Genomic DNA, 20,412 nt, shown 5'->3' with positions numbered 1-20,412 from the left:
CTTTTTTGATTAAAGAGCGAGGCGGTAAAGGATCAGCTCGCTTTTCTATAATATTTCTGCAGACGCTTCATCCGGCTGAATGTATAGACGGCGAGTCCTGCCCATATCAGACTGAAGGATACAGCGTGTACGGATGTGAACGGTTCTTCATAGAGGAAGACGCCGATCAAAAGCATGATAGTCGGAGCGAAGTACTGCAGGAAGCCGACCATGGACAAGGGGATTCGCTTCGCTCCTGCCCCGAATAAGAGCAGCGGGATGGCTGTGACAATACCGGAACCAAGTACGAGAAGAGTTGTTGATGAAAACACAGTGATTTCTTCCCATTGTCCATATTGTCGTTGAAGAAGAAAGGCAACGGCCACAGGAGTTACAATCATGGTTTCTAATGCAAGTCCGAACATAGCGTGGAGCGGGACGAGCTTCTTCAGTAGTCCATACGCACCGAAGCTGAATGCGAGCAGCAGGGCGAGCCATGGAATGGAACCGAAATGGAATGTCATGTAGAGGACGCCCAGACCTGCAAGAAGGAAGGCGGTCCACTGTGCTTTTGAAAATGTCTCTTTAAGAATAATCATTCCGAGCAGGATGCTCACCAGGGGATTAATGTAGTAGCCGAGACTTGCCTCTACCACATGCCCTGTATTGACAGCCAGTATGTAAACAACCCAGTTAATGCTGATGGTGATCGAAGCAAATACAATTCCGATGATCTGTTTTTTATCTTTTAGAATCAATCGAGCCTGTTTTAGAAATGCATGATAATTACGAGTAGCCAAAATCACGATTCCCATGAACACGAAGGACCAGACGATCCGGTGGGCGAGAATTTCAAAGGCTGGGATGTGCTGAATCAACTTCCAGTAAATAGGGAGGAATCCCCAGCATATGTAGGAACCGGCAGTGAGAAGGATGCCTGCTTTTTGTTCTTTGTCCATGTGAAGAAGTCCTTTCTGTGTGGCTCTTAAAATTTTTCATACGAATCATTATAGCACCGATTCCTGGAAAGGACAGCAGGGAAAAAGACGCAGGAAAGATAATAAAACCAGACACCTGAGGAAGTGGTGTCTGGTTTTATTCCAATCAGATTTGATCTTGATTTCCATTCGAATCCTCTTCTAGTTGAACAGGAATATCTTTTTCGTCTTCTACAGCAAGCTTCATAAGCGGACGGTCGGCAGGTCCTTCCATCACAGACCCGTCAAAAGCGAAACGCGATCCATGGCATGGACAGTCCCAGGTGCGTTCAGCATTGTTCCACTCCACTTCGCAGCCTAGATGGGTACAGGTTGTATCCAAAACATGAAGCTTCCCTTCTTCATCTCTAAAGGCGCCGGCGCGCTCTCCTTTCCATTGGACAACCATCCCTTCGCCCTTATCCAATGTTTCCGGACGGTCAGCGACAAGTTCCAGTTTTCCTTCGATTAAGTGACTGGCGACATCAAAATTTTGGGACAGGAAGTTTTTCATGCTTGGATCTGCTTTGAAACGGGCCGGCTTGAATAATTCGTGATAGAGGGACTGCTCTCTCATAACATAATCACGAAGCAGCATGGCTGCGAGTGTTCCGTTCGTCATGCCCCATTTGCGGAAGCCGGAAGCGATCAAAACCCGATGATTGTTCCTTGTTATTGGTCCGATATAAGGTACTTTATCAAGCGTCGTCAAGTCTTGCGCAGACCACTGAAACAGCTTCTGTTTTATGCCGAATGTCTCGGAGGCGAATTCTTCCAAGGCTCGGTAGTGAAAGGAAGTATCGACACCCTGGCCTGTTTTGTGGCTTTCGCCTCCGATCAGCAGTACAGAAGTTCCGTTGTAGTCGGCTGTTCTTATCGAGCGTTTAGGTTCATCAATAGAGATGTACATCCCTGGTGGTACGGCCTTTTCCGGCTCAATAGCTATGACATAAGAGCGTTCTGCATACATGCGGCTGAAGTAGAGGCCCTTTCCGTCATAGAAAGGGAAGTGGCTGCAGGAGATGACGTAGTCGCTTGTAAGTGTGAACCCTTCCCCGGTGCGTACATGAACTCTTTCGGCTTCTTTCACGTCCACGGCCTTTGTGTGTTCGCAGACTTCGCCGCCAAGACGGATAAATTCGTCGACAAGTCCTTTCAAATACTTCACTGGATGAAATCGCGCCTGGTTTGTCATGAGGAGCGTCCGGTTGGCATCACTGTCAAAAGGGACCTCGTCTCCGATCGCACCTTCAATTTTCAGTTTTTGATAGGCCTCGTATTCTTGTTCGAGCTTATGAGCTCCCTGCTTCGTAGTGGAGAATAGAAATGCATCTTCTTTCTCCCATTCACAGTCAATCTTGTGTTTGGTAATAAGATTCTCCATGGTTTGGAGTGCATCCATCTGAGCCTGATAGTATAAGGCAGCCGATTCTTCCCCGAAGTGTTTTAACAATTCATTGTAGATCAGCCCGTGCTGGGCCGTTACTTTAGCAGTCGTATGGCCGCTGGTCCCATTCAACAGTACATCTGATTCAATCAGGGTTACCTGTCTGCCTTCTTTTGCAAGCAGATAAGCGGTTGTAATTCCTGTGATGCCACCGCCGACGACTGTGACTTCTGTTTGTTTATTTTCTTTGAGTGCTTCGAAAGCAGGCAGGCGTAAATTTTCGCGCCACATCGGCTCTGGTTGTGTCCATTTCTCGTGATGTCCCATGCTTTTCCTCCTATGAACGTTTCTTTATCTTCATTATTTCCTTTCTTTACCGTTTCATGTATATCCTCTCCAAAATTAACAAGTAAATGGGTTTGTAGTATAATTGAGGAAGTGTATGCGTGCGTTGGAGGGAGGTTGGAAAATGTATGTGTTTGTGGCGAGACAGCCGATTTTAACGGTTGCCGATGAAGTGTTCGGTTATGAATTGTTATATAGAAATAGTGAAGAGAATCGTTTTGTGCCGGTAGATCCGAACAAGGCGACGTCTGAGGTGTTGATGAACGGGTTTATTACAATCGGTTTGGAGCGCCTTTCCAGGAACAAACCATGTTTCATTAACTTTACGGAAGACTTATTGCTGGAGAAAGTACCGGAATATTTCCGTCCGGATCAGCTGGTCATCGAGATTCTCGAGAACGTCTCTTTAAGTCTGGATTTGATCCGGGTGTGCAGGGACTTGAAGCAGAAAGGGTACTTAATAGCCCTGGATGACATGATCGATATTAACAGGCCGGCCTTGATGGAACTTCTGCATTATGTTGATATTCTAAAAGTGGACGTACGAGCGGTTTCTGATGAAAATCGTAGGAAGATCATCCAGCTGGCGGAAGATTTCTCTTTGACTCTTCTTGCAGAGAAGGTGGAGACATTGGAAGAACACCAGCGTTGTATGAAGGAAGGCTTCCGATTGTTTCAAGGATTTTATTACAGCAAGCCTGTTATCGTCCAAGCGTCTTCTATTATGCCGCTGAACATTACGTATCTGCGGTTAATTCGTGAATTGTCTGTTCTGGAGGAGTCAGTCGATGTCGATAAGGTGACATCCATATTGGAGCAGGACCTCGCATTAACCTATAAACTGCTCCGCTTGATCAATTCTTCCCTTTATAAGCCGAAGTATTCCATTCGCTCCATCAAGCAGGCAGTCATGCTGCTGGGCACCGAGACGCTGAAAAAGTGGATGTACGTCTTGACAGTAGAGAATGCTGCTCCTCCCACGCACCCTCGGGAGCAATTGGTTATGAAAACGAGTCTGACCAGGGCAAAGGTGTGTGAACAACTGGCTTTGGCTTCAGGAGAAGGAGATATGGCAGACGGACATTTCCTAACGGGATTTCTTTCTCTTATTGATGTCATCACTCAGCGCCCATTGGCGGAAGCAGTAAGCATCCTGCCGCTGGAGGCAGATATCTTAGCAGCTCTTCAAGGCGGTGAAAACCGTTTCCGGAAAATCCTTGAATTAGCCGTCCATTTGGAGACGGCAGATTTTCAGAAGCTGGGAGAGTCGTTAGGCGGGATGCCTTTGAACGTGTCTACGGTGTTTGAAATATACGCCCAGGCTGTCTCTTGGACGGAAGAGCTGTTTCAAGAGAACTTTATGGAAAAAATAACAGAATAGACAGACCTGGAACATCATGTTAAAATACTCTTTATGTGTTTAGAGAGTATTTTTTTACGACAACCGTTACCTAGGTAAAGAAAGGAGGAGTATAGTGTCACTCATCTTTCACCACATTCAGCAATTATCCCGTAATGTGAATCAATATTTGAATGAAGCGCTCAAGGAGGAAGAAATCTACATGTCCCATTGGGCTGTCCTGTTCCAACTGTATTCCAATGGAGGAGTGATGACGCAGTCCTTATTGAGAGAGCGGCTTAATATCGAAGCGCCTCCTTTGTCGAGGGTCATCGTTAAATTAGAGAGTTTGGGATACGTATCCAAAGGTCCCAGCGAAGATCAACGAACAAATGACATCACTCTTACCGAGGCTGGCACAAAAGCATTCCCGAGATGGCAGCAAGCCATCCAAGATTCAGAAGAAAGGCTTCTGAAGGAACTGGGTGCGGATAATGAACGGGATCTGGAGTCTTTAATCAAGCATTTATCGGATATAATTTCGAAGGAAAGAAGGAAGTCAAATTGATGGAAAAGGAACCACTATGGACGAAGAATTTTTTGACGGTATGCGCCAGTAACTTTTTCTTATTTCTCGTCTTTTACTTAATGTTCGTTACGATGCCGTTGTATGCAATGGACGGTCTTCACGTCGGGGAGGGGGAAGCTGGACTTGTCATTACGATCTTTCTTATCGCTGCCATTCTCATCCGTCCATTGACGGGACATTGGGTGGAGACGATTGGAAGGCGCCGCATTGCTCTGACCGCGCTCTCCATTTTTGGAGTCAGTGCAGTTTTGTACCTGTTGACGGACGCCTTTACGGCTGTACTCGCTATTCGTTTTCTTCAAGGAATCGGATTTGGTATGGGGACGACGGTTCTGGGCGCGATGGCGGCAGATGTTATTCCAGTTCAGAGGAAAGGCGAGGGGATGGGATACTTTGCCATGTCTATGAATATTGCCATGGTCATCGGACCTTTCCTTGGACTGTTCCTTGTTAAGAATACGGGGTTTCGTTTCATGTTCCTGACGTGCCTTGTCTTCGCCTTTGCTGCTTTGGTGACGGCTCTGTTTATTACGATATCGGAGGAACGTAGTGGATCGATGCAGCGTAGCTTCGTTCCGAAAGTGTCAGGCCTCTTTGAAGTAACGGTCATCCCGATTGCGCTGACGGGAGCAGTGATGGCGCTCGCGTACTCCGGGGTGCTGTCGTTTGTATCCGTGTATGCGAAGGGGCTGGGACTGGAAACATATGCAACATTCTTCTTTGTCGTATATGCGGTCGTGCTCCTCCTTTCTCGTCCATTTACAGGCAAATGGTTTGATCAGCACGGAGAGAACGTCATCGTCATTCCTGCGATTGCCGTTTTTGGAATCGGAATGATTCTATTGAGCATCGCAGACAGCGGCTTGCTGCTGCTCATCTCCGGCGGTTTGATCGGCTTAGGCTGGGGAACCATCGTCCCGAGCTTTCAAACGATTGCATTGAAAAAAGTGCCGGAGCGCCCCGGTGCCGCGACAGCTACTTTCTTCGCAATCTTCGATACGGGAATGGGTGTCGGCTCTTACGTAGTAGGAGCAGTGGCATCAGGAATCGGCTTTTCTTCTCTGTATTTTAATAGTTCCTTCCTTGTTTTTGCCGGGATCATCATTTATATGGTTCTCCATGGAAGAAGGAAACAGAAGGCGAGCCCCCGCATAGAATATAGTAGTTAAGAAGGAGGTCTTTCCCTCCTTCTTTTGTTAAGATTATTGTAAACGCTTACAATATATAGGTGGGAGAGATAGGTATGAAAAGGGAGAAAAAACAGATAGAGACAGAGATGATCCATGGTGGTCCGGAAAGAAACTACGAAGGAAGTTTAGCAGCACCGATTTTTCAAACGTCCACTTTTTCGTTCTCATCGGCTGCGGAGGGGGAGCGCCGATTTGCCGGGGAAGAGGAAGGGTATATATATACGCGCCTCGGAAACCCGACCGTGCGGGCGTTGGAAGATAGAATCGCTGTGTTGGAAGGCGGGGAGAAAGGGCTTGCTTTTGCATCGGGAATGGCAGCTGTTTCCGCTGTGTTGATCGCCCTGACGAAAACGGGGGATCATATCCTGTGTTCCAACGGGTTGTACGGATGTACATTCGGGCTCCTTACCATGATGGAGGAGAAGTATGACATTACACACAGTTTCAGTCATATGAGGACAGAAGAGGAAGTGCGGGAGCAAATAACGGATAGGACGACGTGTGTCTTCATTGAAACGCCGATTAATCCTACAATGCGGGTGATTGATCTTGAGATAGTCGCAAAAGCAGCTAAGGAATATGGTGTTCCGGTCGTGGTGGACAATACATTCTGCACCCCTTATCTCCAGCGCCCATTGGAAAAAGGGTGCGATATTGTTATCCATAGTGCGACGAAATATATCAGCGGACACGGAGATGTTATTGCAGGTCTTGTGGTCGGCGATGAAGAATTCATGAACCGTCTTCGAATGTCGGAACAGAAGGACATAGGTGGAGTATTGTCTCCTTTTGATGCCTGGCTGCTTTTGAGAGGATTAAAAACGCTCCATGTCCGTATGGATCGCCACAGTTCGAATGCACAAGTGATTGCTGATAAGCTGGCTTCTCACCCGAGAGTAGAGCGTGTCTATTATCCTGGAGTAAGGGAGATAGACAGCCCGGCCGGCCGGCAGATGAGAAATGGCGGTGGAGTCGTTGCTTTTGAACTGAGTGGAGGCAAGCGTGAGGCGCAGAACTTCATTGACAGATTATCGTTTATTCGGATTGCCGTCAGCCTTGGGGATGCGGAGACGCTTATTCAGCACCCCGCCTCGATGACCCATGCAGTCGTACCGGCACACAAAAGGGAAGAAATGGGGATTACCGATTCGCTGATCCGCCTGTCCGTAGGACTTGAAGCAGCTGATGATATTTGGCATGATATATATCAAGCATTATCCGTGTGAGCGGGAAGAAGCCGGAGCAATTTGAACCGGCTTCTTCTTTAAATGGACAAAGGTTCCGCGTTTACCTTATTTTTTGAAGGGAAAAGAACCACATGGATAATGTGAGGAAGGAAACGGACAGCAATACCCTCTAAATACAAATGATAAGCAGAAAGGGACGATGCAGTATGTTTAAGAAACTATTTGGTAAGAAGAGTGTAGAAGAGCAAATCGTAGCACCTGTAAATGGTAAGGTTGTACCTCTGGACGAAGTGGACGACCCTGTATTCAGTCAGCGGATGATGGGGGACGGAATCGCTGTCGAGCCCAGCGACGGAAAGGTCGTGGCACCCGTTTCCGGAGAAATTGTCCAGCTGTTCCCGACGAACCACGCAATCGGAATTAAAACGAAATCCGGTGTGGAAGTTCTTGTCCATATCGGTCTTGAAACCGTATCCATGGAAGGAGAGGGGTTTGAAGGACATGTGAAAACCGGCGATCACGTGGATGTCGGAGATCATTTGATCACGTTCGATGTTGAATTAGTGAAAGAGAAAGCGAAAAGCACGATTACACCAGTGGTCATCACGAACTATGATGATATCGTCGATCAATTCGACCCTGCTTATTCCGACGGTGCAAGCGCAGGTCAGACGACCGTTGCCACACTCCAGACAAAATAAAAGGACAAGCCCTTGATGAGGTATTTCAAGGGCTTTTTTTTAGATCGGAAACTTTCTTAGATTAGGATTGGAAACGTTACCGGGAACGACGTATAATGAAAACAGAGTTTGTCCCAATGGTAAGGGAACGGCCAATTGTAAAGAGAGGATGAGTGATATGAAGAAAGGTATCATCAGTTTAGGAGAAGCCCTGATCGATTTTATCCCTTTGGATGATCAGAACATAAATTTTCAAAAAAGTCCCGGCGGGGCACCTGCTAACGTAGCCGTCGGTCTTGCACGGCTTGGAGCAAAATCTACGTTCCTCGGTAAAGTAGGAGACGACGTACTCGGACGCTTTTTGAAAGAGACACTGGGCAGCTATGGTGTACATACGGACCACATGTACTTAACGCAGGACACGAGGACCGGTGTCGTATTCGTTACGCTTGGGGAAGACGGAGAACGAAGCTTTGATTTCTACATCGATCCAAGTGCCGATCGTTTTCTTGAGGAAGAAGAGATTGATGATGATTTATTCCGAGCTCATAACTTATTCCACTTCGGTTCGATTTCCATGATCAATGAGCCTTCGAAGTCTGCTACCAAGAAGGCGGTTGCGCGTGCCCGAGAAGAAGGGATGATTGTTTCTTATGATCCTAACCTCCGACTCGGGTTGTGGCCTTCCGGAGAGCAGGCGAAAGAAACAATTCTTTCTATGCTCGGAGAGGCGGATGTTGTGAAAATCTCAGAAGAAGAATTGGAATTTCTTACAGGGGAACAGGAAATAGATAAAGGTGTAAGAGCACTTGCATCGTATGACATTCCATTGCTTTACGTAACGATGGGCGGGGAAGGAAGTCATCTGTTTACAAATTCCGGTCATGTCCACGTTCCGGCTATGAAAGTAAAAGCTGTCGACACCACAGGAGCGGGGGATGCCTTTGTTTCAGGGATCCTTTATCAATTAAGCGAGCGTAATCAAGCTGTTGACGAGTTATCTATGGAAGACATGGAATCGATTACTCGTTTTGCAAGTGTATCGGGTGCGCTTGCGGCCGCGACCAAAGGGGCAATGACGGCATTACCGACCTTGGATGAGGTCGAAGGATATTTGAAATAAGGGAGGCGTCGTTTTGTCAGAACGCGATTTAGAATTACGAAGACTAGCTAACGAAGAAGTGGAGAAGCATAAGGACACAGTGGAATCCGATCCTTACCGCCTGAAGTATCATCATATGCCCCCGGTCGGGCTGCTGAATGATCCGAACGGATTTATTCAATGGAAAGGTACGTACCATCTTTTCTACCAATGGATGCCCTTCGACACCGGCCATGGTGCGAAGTTTTGGGGCCATTACGCCTCCGAAGACTTAGTGAAATGGCGGCATGAGCCCATAGCTTTGACGCCTTCGGACTGGTTTGACAAAAACGGAGTTTATTCAGGAAGTGCAGTGGTTCATGATGATGAACTCTATCTTTTCTATACGGGAAATGTGAAAGACGAGAATGATAACCGGGAGGCTTATCAATGCATCGCAGTATCGCAAGACGGTGTACACTTCGAGAAACAAGGGGTGGCTGTCAACCTTCCTGAAGGGTACACACCTCACTTCAGAGATCCAAAAGTTTGGAAGAAAGCCGATCATTGGTATATGGTCATTGGAGCACAAAGCGAAGATCTTCAAGGGAAAGTTGTTATGTTCCAGTCATCAGACTTAAAGAACTGGGAGTTGATGGGTCCGGTGACAGGAAGCGGGGAGGGGACCCTTGGCTCCTTCGGTTATATGTGGGAATGTCCCGACTTGTTTGCACTAGGTGGAAAAGACATCCTGATCGTATCGCCTCAAGGACTGGAACCTCAAGGTATGAACTATGCCAATACGTATCAGAGTGGATACTTCGCAGGTGCTCTTGATTACAACACTGGAAAGCTTGAGCACGAAGACTTCCGGGAACTAGACCGAGGGTTTGAGTTCTATGCCCCTCAAACGACCCTGGACGAACAGGGTAGAAGGCTTCTCTTCGGATGGATGGGTGTGCCTGACCAGTATGAACAGGCCCATCCAACCATCGAATATCAGTGGGTTCACTGCATGACCCTTCCGAGAGAATTGACCTGGAATGGCACGCAGATCATTCAGAAGCCTGCGGAAGAGCTTAAGCAGATGAGAGGACCGGTGCTCCTTCATTCGTCTATTACGATTAACAATGATCAAAAGGCAATCAGAGGGATAGAAGGGAAAAGCGTTGAGTGGAACCTGGAGTTTGAGAAAATTGAGGATCAATTCGCCATCGAGCTTTTCCAATACGCTTCTTTAAGTTATAAGGACGGCGTGCTCACCTTGTCCAGGCCCCATTTGGAGGACAAAACGAAAACGGAATTCCGTCGGGTCGCCCTTGAACAAGGGTTGAAGAGTATGCGTTTGTACGTCGACCACTCCTCTCTTGAAGTATTCATAAATGAAGGGGAAGAAGTTATGACTTCACGAATCTTCCCTCAGCCGGAAGAAGAACATATTCTGTTCACCTCCCTCGGTGAAAGTACATTCTCTATTGAACAATGGAAGCTGGATGGTTTTCAACACGCCTGATTGCTAACGGACGTGTGCTTCCAGAATAAATACAGATTGTGATAAAATGTTCTTATGTTAATCGTACGGAGGGGTCATGTGATGAGTCAATCTTCTAAAAAAATGAAAGCAAGTGAACGGCGCGACCATATTCTAACGTTATTGAAACAGAAGCGTACTCCTGTAACGGGAAGCTCTCTGGCAGAGGAAATGAACGTGACCCGCCAGGTGATCGTCGGCGATGTGTCCTTGTTGAAAGCTGCCAATGAACCGATTGTCGCTACTAGTCAGGGGTACATGTACATGACAGATGCGAAAGAAGACATGGCATTCGAACGGACGATTGTGTGCCAGCATGCCGGTGAAGCAACAGAAGAAGAATTGAATATTCTTGTTGACCACGGAGTCCATGTCCAGGACGTCGTCGTAGAACATCCGATTTACGGCGACTTGACAGCTCAGCTGCGCATAGCGAACAGGCGGGATGTGAAGAAGTTCATTCGGAAGGTCGAGTCCACCAACGCCTCGTATCTTTTGGAACTCACGGGAGGTATCCACACCCACACGATAGCAGCGGATAATAAGGAAGCATTGGATGAAGCAGAAGAAGCCTTGCAAGAAGCCGGTATTCTTCTGAATCAATAGCCATGCAGAAAAAAGGGAAATGCTTTATCAAGAAGCATCTCCCTTTTTTCTTATGAAGCGGAAGAGATATCCCTCTGTTTTAATCAGGGTGGTTTCGGGGATGAGTGTGGTATATTTAAATAATAATCGTAAGATAGGTAAAGGCAGGTGATTCCAATGGATTTTTTACCTCACATACTCAGCTTTCTCCTAGCATTTAACGTTCTTCTCGCTCTGGCGATTGTGTTCCTCGAACGAAGGGATGCGAGTGCGACATGGGCATGGTTGATGGTCTTGTTGTTCTTACCGATCGTCGGCTTTATCTTATACTTAATCTTCGGAAGGCGTTTGAGCAACAAAGAAATTTTTACGTGGGATAAGAAAAGCAGGCTTGGCTTACTGACCGCTGTGCAGGAGCAGCTGCAGGCGATCAAGGAGGATAAGCTGGAAGTGTATCATGAGGACATCATTCCATATGAAGATTTAATTTATATGCACTTAAAGAATAATGATGCATTGCTGTCCCAGAACAATGAAGTGGAAATATTCACGGACGGCCAGAAGAAATTCCATGCTCTGATGCAGGATATTGAAGAAGCGGAGGATCACATTCATCTGCTGTATTATATTCTTAGAGATGATAATCTCGGGCAGAGGCTGGCGGACGTCCTGATAAGGAAAGCACAGCAGGGACTTGAGGTAAAATTACTATATGATGATATGGGCTCGAGGCTCTTGAAGAGAAAGTACAAGAAGAAGCTGGTCGAGGCAGGAGTTCAAGTCGAGTCTTTCTTTCCGTCTCTTATTCCAAAGGTCAATTTCAAAATCAATTATCGTAATCATAGAAAACTGGCAATTATTGATGGGAAGATCGGTTACATCGGCGGTTTTAACATCGGCGATGAATACTTAGGGTTCAACAAGCGTTTCGGATACTGGCGTGATACGCATTTGAGAGTGGAAGGGGAAACGGTCAATCATATGCAGACTCGTTTCATCCTTGACTGGAACCAGGCCTCCAGAAGGGATATCGTCTATGAAGAGCGTTATTATCAGGCGGAACCTAAGGGGGATGTCGGCATGCAGATCGTTTCCAGCGGGCCGGATTCCGAATGGGAGCAGATCAAGCATGGGTACATTAAGATGATTCTGTCTGCTAAGGATTATGTGTACATTCAAACGCCTTACTTCATTCCTGATGACAGTTTGCTGGATGCACTCCGCGTAGCTGTCCTTTCCGGGGTCGACGTCCGGATTATGATCCCCAACAAGCCGGATCATCCATTCGTATACTGGGCTACTTACTCCAATATCGGCGATATGCTGAAGGCGGGAGCAACCATTTATGTATATCAAAAGGGGTTCCTGCATGCGAAAACGTTAGTAGTTGATGGGAATATAGCATCCGTCGGAACAGCAAACATCGATGTTCGAAGCTTTCGGTTGAATTTCGAGGTCAATGCCTTCCTCTACCATCCGGATATCTCCAAAACCCTGGCAGACCGATTTCAGGAAGACATTGCAGATTCGACAGAGCTCACTTTGAAGCTCTATCAATCCAGATCGAAATGGATAAGGTTTAAAGAAGCCATTTCCAGGCTGTTATCACCGATTCTTTAAATAGAAGCGGAAATAAAAAGAGCCCCTGCGCATTGCGCAGGGGCTCTTTCGAGAGAGGTTGGTTATAATAATGGTGTCTGAAAGGTCTGCGGCAAAGTTCAATCAGGCATTGGTTGGAGGGGGGATCGTATGCCTGGTCCCCTTTAACCGCCAGACGTTTCAAGACATATCAAATTAATAGCTTATCTGTTGTTCTTATTGAGAGGTTAGCGTAAGTTTTATATTCATTGGGCTGCCGTCACGATAAACGGTCAAATCTGCAGTATCTCCATCGTCCATTTCGTTATAAAGATACTTTCTTAGATCAATGAGGGATTTTATTTCTTCCCCATCGATTTCCGTAATGACATCGTACCGGTCGATTCCTGCCTTTTGGGCGGGGGAACCTTGTTCGATACCCTGTACAAGCACGCCTCCTTTAACATCCTCCGGGAGACCTAATTCATCCTGCAGGATTTGATTAGGTACCTGAGTGACATCTTGGAGTGAAACGCCCATATAAGGCCGTTCTACTTGTCCTTTGGATTCCAGGTCCTCGATGACTGGCTTGGCTACATCCATCGGGATGGAAAATCCGATGCCTTCCACTTCTGCTTTGGCAATTTTCATCGAGTTAATCCCAATGACTTCCCCTTGCAGATTTATCAATGCCCCACCACTGTTTCCTGGGTTGATGGCAGCATCCGTTTGGATCACTTCGGTCTGCCAGTCTGGCTGTTGGTCTCCGTTAATATCTACAGGGATATCCCTTTTAAGACCACTGACAATACCTTTGGTGGCTGATCCAGCGAACTCCATGCCTAGCGGGTTACCGATGGCTATGGCTGTCTGGCCGACCTCTACGTCTTTCGCTTCACCCAACCGGGCAACCTTTTGGACGTGTTCGCTATCTATCTGTAAAACGGCTAGATCTGTTAACGGGTCACTGCCTTTCAATTCGGCATTCACTTTCGTTCCATCACTTAAAATGACTTCCAGTTCGGAAGCATTCTCTACTACGTGATGGTTGGTGGCAACAAAAGCTTTATTACCGTCTTTCTTATAAATGACCCCGGATCCAGTACCGGCTTTTTCTGCACCTTGTGAACCATTCTGGATATTGCTTATCCCGACGACTGCTGGGGAGGCTTCATCTATCGCCTGAGTTACGGCCTCTTGTGTTTCTCCAATCTCAAGTTCGTTCGCTTGAGCAGTAGGCTGATCTGTGTTGATATGGATGGAAATTCCTTTCCATTGGAACACAGTCGTAACAAGAAAAACAGCGATGATGGCACCTAGGACGCTGAAGGCCAATCCAGAACGCTTATACTGGCTTTTTCGGTGTTTTTTCTGTTTTTCGTCATCAAACATAGAGAAGCGCTGGCTCCTTTCTCTTCGTTTCGATGTATGTCTCTTGATGTCTCTTACATTCTTTATAATACGCTCGATATATGGAATGACTTTGGAGTAAATGTGGAAAAAGTGTGTAATGAAGGGAGAACGCCCGCTAATATGAGAAAATAAGTAGAGGACGATCGTTTGAAGGAGGAATAAGCATGGACTATAAGATCGGTCTTGTAGAAGATGATCCGAATATAAGAGATATTGTGGAAGGATATTTGAAGAAAGAAGGCTATCGTGTCTACGCTTCCGATACGGCTGAAAAGGCGTGGGAGGTATTTGAGGAAGAGACACCTGACTTGTGGGTGTTGGATATTATGCTTCCAGGTATGGACGGGTATGAGTTTTGTAAGAAGATAAGGCAGACGTCGGAAGTACCCATTTTAATCATATCAGCGAAGGATGATGAAGTCGATAAAATCCTGGGGCTGGAGCTTGGTGGAGATGATTATTTGACGAAGCCCTTCAGCCCGAGAGAGTTGATGGCGCGTGTGAAGCGTCATTTAAAGAGATGGGAAGCATTACGCCCTGTCTCCGAAGAACAGGGAGACAGGGTTATCGCAGGGGAGCTAGAGTTGAGTTATTCCGAGCGTCGGGCTTACTTCCGATCCGAAGAGGTGGAAGTGACGACAAAAGAATTCGAAATGCTCCGCATCCTCGCATCCCAAGTTAATCGTGCTTTTTCCCGGGAGGAACTTCTCATCAAGGTGTGGGGAGAGGACTACTTCGGAAGCGATCGGGCGGTGGATGATCTCATCAAAAGGTTGCGGAAGAAAATGAGCCAGCTTCCGATTGAGACCGTTTGGGGACATGGCTACCGGCTCCGGGAGAAGGGGTCATGAAGCTTCAATACCAGCTGAATGCCGCATTTGCTGCCTTGATCATCGCAATCATGTCCATTACCGCTTTCTTCATTTATTCTCTGCTCATGGATATGCTGATTCAGGACGAACAGAGACAATTGAAGGGGAGAGCCGAATTGCTGATCAACGTCATTAATGAAGACGGACCCGACAGGAACACACAGCTGTCCGAGCTGATTCAAGATAGAAATTATCCGATCCTTCTATTCGACAGGAGTACGGGGGAAGTATTGTTCCGGACGATGCCGGCAGACATCGCATACACCTGGATCGACAGGTATGAGGATGAATTGATGGGGCAGGAAGTGTGGGAAAGCCGGGAAGAGAAATTTGTGGTCTACGATTTTGCAGTGAACTCCGGAAACGATCAGGTATTGGTGATGGCTACACCGCTCAATGACCTGCAGGCTGTCCAATCCGTCTTCGCGCTCCGGATGCTTGCTGTTTTCGTAATCGGTCTGTTGATGGCTATCATCGTCAGTTATGTGCTGACTTGGAGGCTCGTCACTCCACTGACGAAATTGAAACGAGAATTAAAGAAAATTGAGAAACGGCAGTTTTCTGATGTTCAGGAGGTGGAAGCTTCCGGAGAAATCCGGGAAGTGGAGCAGAGCGTAAGGCAGATGGCGAAAGAACTCTCGCGCTACATTCATTCGCAGAAGCAATTCTTCCAAAATGCCTCCCATGAATTGAAGACCCCGTTGATGTCTATCCAAGGTTATGCCGAAGGGATCAGGGACGGGGTGTTTGAAGGGGAAGCAAGAGAAAAGGGCTTGAATGTAATGGTAAGCGAAACGGAACGATTGAAGAAGATTGTAAATGAAATGATCTTACTCGCTAAGCTGGACAGTAATGAAGACGTCTACCATCCGGAAGACACGGATCTCTCTGAAATAGCCAATCAGGCCAAAGACTTGATCTATCCATTGGCGAGAGACAAAGAAATTGCGTTGGAGATGGGAAATGCAAGGCCGTTCCGCGCCAATGTAGATCCGGAAAGAGTACTGCAGGCGCTGATCAACATTTTAAGCAACGCCGTTCGTCATGCCGAAACGAAGGTCTCTATCGAAACGGAAGAGAAAGAGAATCGTTTTTTGGTCCGTGTTATAGACGATGGAGGAGGTATTCCGGAAGAATTGCTTCCACAATTGTTTGAGCGTTTCATTAAAGGAAAAGGAGGAGAAACAGGTCTTGGTCTCGCTATTGCCAGAGCCATCATTGAGCGGAGCGGTGGAGAAATCAGCGCGTCCAACAAGAAGAATGGGACCGGAGCTGTTTTCGAGGTCCAGTTTTTTAGAAGAGAGTGAGAACGGACGAACATGGTATAATAGGAACAGAGAACGATTTCACATAGAAGAGAGGACAGAGACGATGGAAGCAAAACCATGTATAGATTCACTGACTGTTAAAAGTTCACACGTGCTCCCACCGGATACGAACAGCCACGGAACATTGTTCGGAGGAAAGTTGATGGCCCATATTGATGACGTAGCCGCTATTGCCGCCGTCCGTCATTGTCGTAAACCCGTTGTCACCGCTTCAACGGACTCTGTAGACTTTCTGCAGCCGGTTTTTGAAGGAGATACGATCTGCCTGGAGGCCTTCGTCACTTGGACACATAACACATCGATGGAAGTGTTCGTAAAAGCGACGACAGAGAATTTGCTTTCCGGTGAACGGAAAGTATGTACTACGGCTTTCCTGTCCATGGTTGCCGTGGATGAGAATAATGAACCTTCTCCAGTGCCTGGAGTCTATCCGGAATCAGAAGAAGAGAAATGGCTCCATGCGGGAGCTCAGAAGAGACATGAATACCGCAAGAACCGCAGGAAAGAATCGAAAGAACTGGCAGAGAAGTTCGGGACAGACCTGCCTTGGAAAAAATAAATGATTAAAAGACGGGCTTCTTTTAAAGAAGCCCGTCTTTTACGTTTATTTCATATGAACAAGTTGTGACTGGGGGGAAGGGTCCTGTTTCATTGTACAGATGGATTCCCAGTTATAAGCTGCGCCGTCTCTTATGGTGAGTATCCTGTCCGCTATCGCCTTGGAATCCTCCCGGTCGTGCGTGACCAGGATGGATGTGGTTCCTGTCTTTTTAATAATGTCCTTCAACTCACTCCGGATTTTAATTTGTAAATCCGCATCAAGATTACTGAAAGGCTCATCTAATAATAACAGAGAAGGTTTTGGGGCAAGTGCCCGGGCCAAAGCGATACGCTGCTGCTGTCCGCCGCTCAATTCATGCGGATACCGTTTTGTAAATGCCGTCATATTTACTAAGGACAAAACTTCATCCACGCGCATTTTCTTTTCTTTTTGCTTCATGCCTTTTAGTCCGAAGCGGATGTTCTCAGCAACCGTCATATGAGGGAATAAGGCATAGTCTTGGAATACCATACCGACTCCGCGTTTTTCAGGAAGAACGAAGGTATGATCATCCGTCATCGTCTCCTCGTTAATGACAATGCGCCCTTTCTCAGGCTTCTCCAGTCCACATAAAAGGCGTAGGACTGTACTCTTTCCGCTTCCGCTTTCGCCAAGGATGGAAATAATTTCTCCTTTTTTAATATGAAGGTTCAAGTGATCGACTGTGTACGATTTCACATTCTTGTATTTGAAGGTAAGGTCCTGAATGGTCACAAACATATCATGTAGGCTCCTTTTCTAATACTTGATAAAAAATGTAGATAGCCAAGGCGCTGATCAATACAATAATGATCGATGCCAGAGCTGCTTCCTGTATTTTCTCATCGCTGGCATACTTAAACGCATTGGTTGACAGCGTGTCGAAGTTGAACGGCCGAAGGATCAAGGTCAAGGGAAGTTCTTTTATTATCTCAATGAAAGCCAGTAGAAATCCACTGATGATGGGCCCTTTCAGCATAGGGAGATCTACTTTGAAGAACGACTGCGTCACGTTCATTCCCAGCATTCTGGATGCCTCGGTGTACTTGTTGCCTATCTTATCAAAACCAGCTTCTATGGAATTATAACCAACTGCCAGAAAGCGTATGATATAGGCGGACACCAGTATGATCAGACTTGTGCTCAGGAAGAGCCGGCTTTCCAGACCCGTTTGTTGATAGAACAAGGAAAGCTTCTCATCCAGGTCAATGAATACAGTGCTGATTCCCACTGCAATCACGGCCCCTGGAATAGAGTAACCGAGAATGGTCGACTTGGATGCTAATTTGGAAAGAAAACTTTGATGCATCCTTGAAAAATTAGCAATGATGACAGCGAATAGGGTGATAATCATTGCACCTGCAATAGACACAAGGAGAGAATTCCATATTAATTGTGCAAATGCAGGGGATGCGATCTTTTTATACGTCAGGAACAGCCAATCAACCAACTGAAGCACAGGGATCAAGAACCCTGCAGCAAAGATAAGGAAACAGTAAAGAAATGCCATGGCTGCCTTTACACCATGTAAACGAATTGGTGTCAATGGTCTGGCTTTGGCTGTAGTCGTACTATATTTCTTCCTGCCCCGCAGCCATCTTTCAAGCAGCAGTACAATAAATACGATCATCATAAGTGTGGCAGATAATTTGATTGCTGCGTTCAAATCATTCATTCCGAACCAAGTTTGAAAAATGGCTGTGCTGAATGTGGGAACACCAAAGTATTGAACGACCCCATAATCATTCAGCACTTCTAATAGAACGAGGCTCGCTCCTCCTACAACTGCACCTCTGGACACCGGGAGGACGACACGGAAGAATATTTCCATTGGATTCCGTCCCAATAAACGGGCATTTTCAATTAACGAAGCGGATTGGTTGGCAAGGAAGGCCCGCGTTATCGTATAGACGTAAGGGTAGAGAAATAATGTGAAAATGAGAACAGCTCCGGGTAAGTTCAGGATGTTGAAGTAGTCCTGATTCACTTCCACTCCCCACTGGTTTCTTAACGTAGTTTGAATGACTCCTGTATAATTGAGGATCCCATTGTATGTGTATCCGGCAATATAAGGAGGAACTGCAAGGGGAAGAATGAGCCCCCATTTAAAAAATCCACGCAGAGGGAAGTCATACGCGGAAATAATCCAAGCTAGACTTGTCCCGATAAGAATCGTGAATAATCCGGTGCCTATGATGAGAAGGCCCGTGTTCGTTAACAGGTCTGGTAAAATGTACGTTTGTATGTGTTCCCAGTTTTCTGCTTTTCTGGTGAAAAAGTTAGTGAAGATGGAGAGATTGGGGATCAGGATCAGAACAACGATAGCTATGGTGAAGAGCGTCCAACTATTTGTATAACCGGATAATTTTCTGGAGAGTTTCAAAAGCGACACATCCTTTAACGACCGCACTGTTTTCTCATAGTGGAAGTACCGCACAGGAAACCTGGTGCGGTACTTCTGATTCAACTGTTATTTCCAACCGACTTCATTCATAATTTGAATGGCTCTGTCATTGTTTTCGCCAAGTTCATTCAACGGGATATCCTGTTCTTTAAAGTCTCCCCAGCTTTGCAGAAGCTCTGATGCTTCTACATTTGGATTGACAGGGTATTCGTAGTTGGCTTCTGCAAATTCTTTCTGTGCTTTCTCTTCCGTCAGAAACTCCATGAACTTTTTAGCGTTTTCTTGGTTTTTACTGCTGGTTGTCATACCTATTCCGCTGATATTGACGTGTGTACCCGTTGTTTCCTGGTTAGGGAAAATCACCTCGAGTTGTTCCGCCGCCTTAACTTCTTCTTCCTCTTCAGAATTCAGCATCTGGCCGAGGTAGTATGTGTTCATGACTGCAACATCTCCTTCACCGGATGCAATGGCTTTCGTCTGATCGCGGTCACCGCCTTGAGGATCTCTTGCCATGTTGTCTACAATACCCTTTGCCCAATCCTTCGCATTCTCTTCCCCATCGATGGATATCATGGATGCGAGTAGAGACTGATTATAAATGTTGGAGGAAGAGCGGATTAAGACTTTCCCTTGAAAGGCATCTTTGGTCAAGTCGGAATACGTTTGGATGTCTTCTTTATTAACTCGATCTTTGTGAGCTACGATAATCCGGGCCCGCTTCGTCAAGCCAAACCAGGTTTTATCTGTATCCCGGAATTTTTCAGGGATGTTCTCTGTAAGTACGTCACTGTCTACAGGTTGAAGTAACTCCTGTTCTTTTGCTCGGTGCAGGCGTCCGGCATCGGCAGTAACAAGAAGATCTGCCTCTGATGCTTCGCCCTCTCTGGCCAGGCGTGCAATCAGTTCGTCATCTTTACCTTCTATCACGTTGACTTTAATGCCTGTTTGTTCTTCAAATTCTTCGTATAGCTGCTGATCTGTGTCATAATGCCGCCCTGTATATAAGTTGATTTCGCCTTTATTCTTTTCTTTTTCATCGCCCGCCGTTTCCGAGCTTTCTTCTTTACTGCTGCTTCCGCAAGCGGCTAAGAAGAGGGAAGTGAGTAGTAATAAGAATCCAATTAAATACTTTTTCTTTTTCATCTGCATCCACCTCTGCTATGTAATCGGTTAAGTGAAGAATGATAATCATTATCAATCTCTTTTCTATCTTAATGATAAGGATTATCAAAGAGATGTCAATAGCAATTTTTACTCTTTTCTATCTTGTAAAGAGTTATGGAAGAAAACCTAACATATATGATATGATAAACAAGTTGTCACTTTTCGAAGTTTTTAAAAAGATTTAATCGGGAAAGTGTTAATAA

18 protein-coding genes are annotated in these 20,412 nt (G+C 46.2%); 12 read left to right on the top strand and 6 right to left on the bottom strand.

What is annotated here, in order from left to right:
• Window positions 1-32 precede the first annotated feature (32 nt).
• A complete protein-coding gene (gene rarD / locus QRD89_RS17575) occupies window positions 33-938 on the bottom strand; it encodes an EamA family transporter RarD (protein ID WP_026577810.1) in 906 nt (301 codons plus the stop codon).
• 145 nt (window positions 939-1,083) lie between these two features.
• Window positions 1,084-2,670: an FAD-dependent oxidoreductase gene (locus QRD89_RS17570; protein WP_286095914.1), complete on the bottom strand. Its 1,587-nt coding sequence runs from the start codon at window positions 2,668-2,670 to the stop codon at window positions 1,084-1,086.
• A gap of 142 nt (window positions 2,671-2,812) precedes the next feature.
• Between QRD89_RS17570 and QRD89_RS17565 the strand changes: the two genes are divergently transcribed.
• From QRD89_RS17565 to cls, 9 genes are all read left to right on the top strand, one after another.
• Window positions 2,813-4,069 carry an EAL and HDOD domain-containing protein gene (locus QRD89_RS17565; RefSeq protein WP_286095913.1) on the top strand — a complete coding sequence of 419 codons (1,257 nt, stop codon included), beginning with the start codon at window positions 2,813-2,815 and terminating at the stop codon, window positions 4,067-4,069.
• Between the two features lie 94 nt (window positions 4,070-4,163).
• Window positions 4,164-4,595 carry a MarR family winged helix-turn-helix transcriptional regulator gene (locus QRD89_RS17560; RefSeq protein WP_286095912.1) on the top strand — a complete coding sequence of 144 codons (432 nt, stop codon included), beginning with the start codon at window positions 4,164-4,166 and terminating at the stop codon, window positions 4,593-4,595.
• Window positions 4,595-5,785, top strand: a complete 1,191-nt coding sequence (locus QRD89_RS17555; RefSeq protein ID WP_286095911.1) for an MFS transporter — start codon at window positions 4,595-4,597, stop codon at window positions 5,783-5,785. The genes QRD89_RS17560 and QRD89_RS17555 overlap by 1 nt, the downstream gene beginning before the upstream one ends.
• A 74-nt stretch (window positions 5,786-5,859) precedes the next feature.
• Window positions 5,860-7,032, top strand: a complete 1,173-nt coding sequence (megL, locus tag QRD89_RS17550; protein ID WP_286095910.1) for a methionine gamma-lyase — start codon at window positions 5,860-5,862, stop codon at window positions 7,030-7,032.
• A 167-nt stretch (window positions 7,033-7,199) separates the two neighbouring features.
• A complete protein-coding gene (locus QRD89_RS17545) occupies window positions 7,200-7,694 on the top strand; it encodes a PTS sugar transporter subunit IIA (protein WP_026577814.1) in 495 nt (164 codons plus the stop codon).
• A 157-nt stretch (window positions 7,695-7,851) separates the two neighbouring features.
• Window positions 7,852-8,796: a carbohydrate kinase family protein gene (locus QRD89_RS17540; RefSeq protein ID WP_026577815.1), complete on the top strand. Its 945-nt coding sequence runs from the start codon at window positions 7,852-7,854 to the stop codon at window positions 8,794-8,796.
• A 13-nt stretch (window positions 8,797-8,809) separates the two neighbouring features.
• Complete coding sequence (locus QRD89_RS17535; protein WP_286095909.1) at window positions 8,810-10,267, top strand: glycoside hydrolase family 32 protein; 1,458 nt, start codon at window positions 8,810-8,812, stop codon at window positions 10,265-10,267.
• 81 nt (window positions 10,268-10,348) lie between these two features.
• Window positions 10,349-10,891 carry a transcription repressor NadR gene (locus tag QRD89_RS17530; protein ID WP_062514922.1) on the top strand — a complete coding sequence of 181 codons (543 nt, stop codon included), beginning with the start codon at window positions 10,349-10,351 and terminating at the stop codon, window positions 10,889-10,891.
• A gap of 156 nt (window positions 10,892-11,047) precedes the next feature.
• Window positions 11,048-12,490 (top strand): cardiolipin synthase, encoded by a 1,443-nt coding sequence (gene cls, locus QRD89_RS17525; protein WP_008634964.1) that lies wholly within the window; start codon window positions 11,048-11,050, stop codon window positions 12,488-12,490.
• Window positions 12,491-12,685: 195 nt separating this feature from the next.
• Here the strand turns inward: cls and QRD89_RS17520 are convergent, their stop codons facing one another.
• Window positions 12,686-13,840 (bottom strand): S1C family serine protease, encoded by a 1,155-nt coding sequence (locus QRD89_RS17520; protein ID WP_286095908.1) that lies wholly within the window; start codon window positions 13,838-13,840, stop codon window positions 12,686-12,688.
• Between the two features lie 185 nt (window positions 13,841-14,025).
• Here QRD89_RS17520 and QRD89_RS17515 point away from each other — a divergent pair, with 185 nt between their 5' ends.
• The 3 genes from QRD89_RS17515 to QRD89_RS17505 all read left to right on the top strand — a co-directional run bounded on the left by QRD89_RS17515 (window position 14,026) and on the right by QRD89_RS17505 (window position 16,620).
• A complete protein-coding gene (locus tag QRD89_RS17515) occupies window positions 14,026-14,712 on the top strand; it encodes a response regulator transcription factor (protein WP_008634967.1) in 687 nt (228 codons plus the stop codon).
• The gene (locus QRD89_RS17510; RefSeq protein ID WP_286095907.1) at window positions 14,709-16,040 is read left to right on the top strand and encodes a sensor histidine kinase; all 1,332 of its coding nucleotides are present in this window, start codon (window positions 14,709-14,711) and stop codon (window positions 16,038-16,040) included. Before QRD89_RS17515 ends, QRD89_RS17510 begins: the two co-directional genes overlap by 4 nt.
• Before the next feature lie 64 nt (window positions 16,041-16,104).
• Window positions 16,105-16,620 (top strand): acyl-CoA thioesterase, encoded by a 516-nt coding sequence (locus QRD89_RS17505; protein WP_008634970.1) that lies wholly within the window; start codon window positions 16,105-16,107, stop codon window positions 16,618-16,620.
• Between the two features lie 45 nt (window positions 16,621-16,665).
• Here the strand turns inward: QRD89_RS17505 and QRD89_RS17500 are convergent, their stop codons facing one another.
• The 3 genes from QRD89_RS17500 to QRD89_RS17490 all read right to left on the bottom strand — a co-directional run bounded on the left by QRD89_RS17500 (window position 16,666) and on the right by QRD89_RS17490 (window position 20,188).
• Window positions 16,666-17,382 (bottom strand): ABC transporter ATP-binding protein, encoded by a 717-nt coding sequence (locus QRD89_RS17500; RefSeq protein WP_008634972.1) that lies wholly within the window; start codon window positions 17,380-17,382, stop codon window positions 16,666-16,668.
• A 1-nt stretch (window position 17,383) separates the two neighbouring features.
• Window positions 17,384-19,024 carry an ABC transporter permease gene (locus QRD89_RS17495; protein WP_286096895.1) on the bottom strand — a complete coding sequence of 547 codons (1,641 nt, stop codon included), beginning with the start codon at window positions 19,022-19,024 and terminating at the stop codon, window positions 17,384-17,386.
• An 87-nt stretch (window positions 19,025-19,111) separates the two neighbouring features.
• Window positions 19,112-20,188, bottom strand: a complete 1,077-nt coding sequence (locus tag QRD89_RS17490; RefSeq protein WP_286095906.1) for a Fe(3+) ABC transporter substrate-binding protein — start codon at window positions 20,186-20,188, stop codon at window positions 19,112-19,114.
• Window positions 20,189-20,412 lie beyond the last annotated feature (224 nt).

This window comes from Halobacillus sp. ACCC02827 (genome assembly GCF_030291935.1).
GTDB lineage: Bacteria > Bacillota > Bacilli > Bacillales > Halobacillaceae > Halobacillus.
Note: the sequence above shows the minus strand (reverse complement) of the source record. Positions and strands in the feature narration are given on the sequence as shown.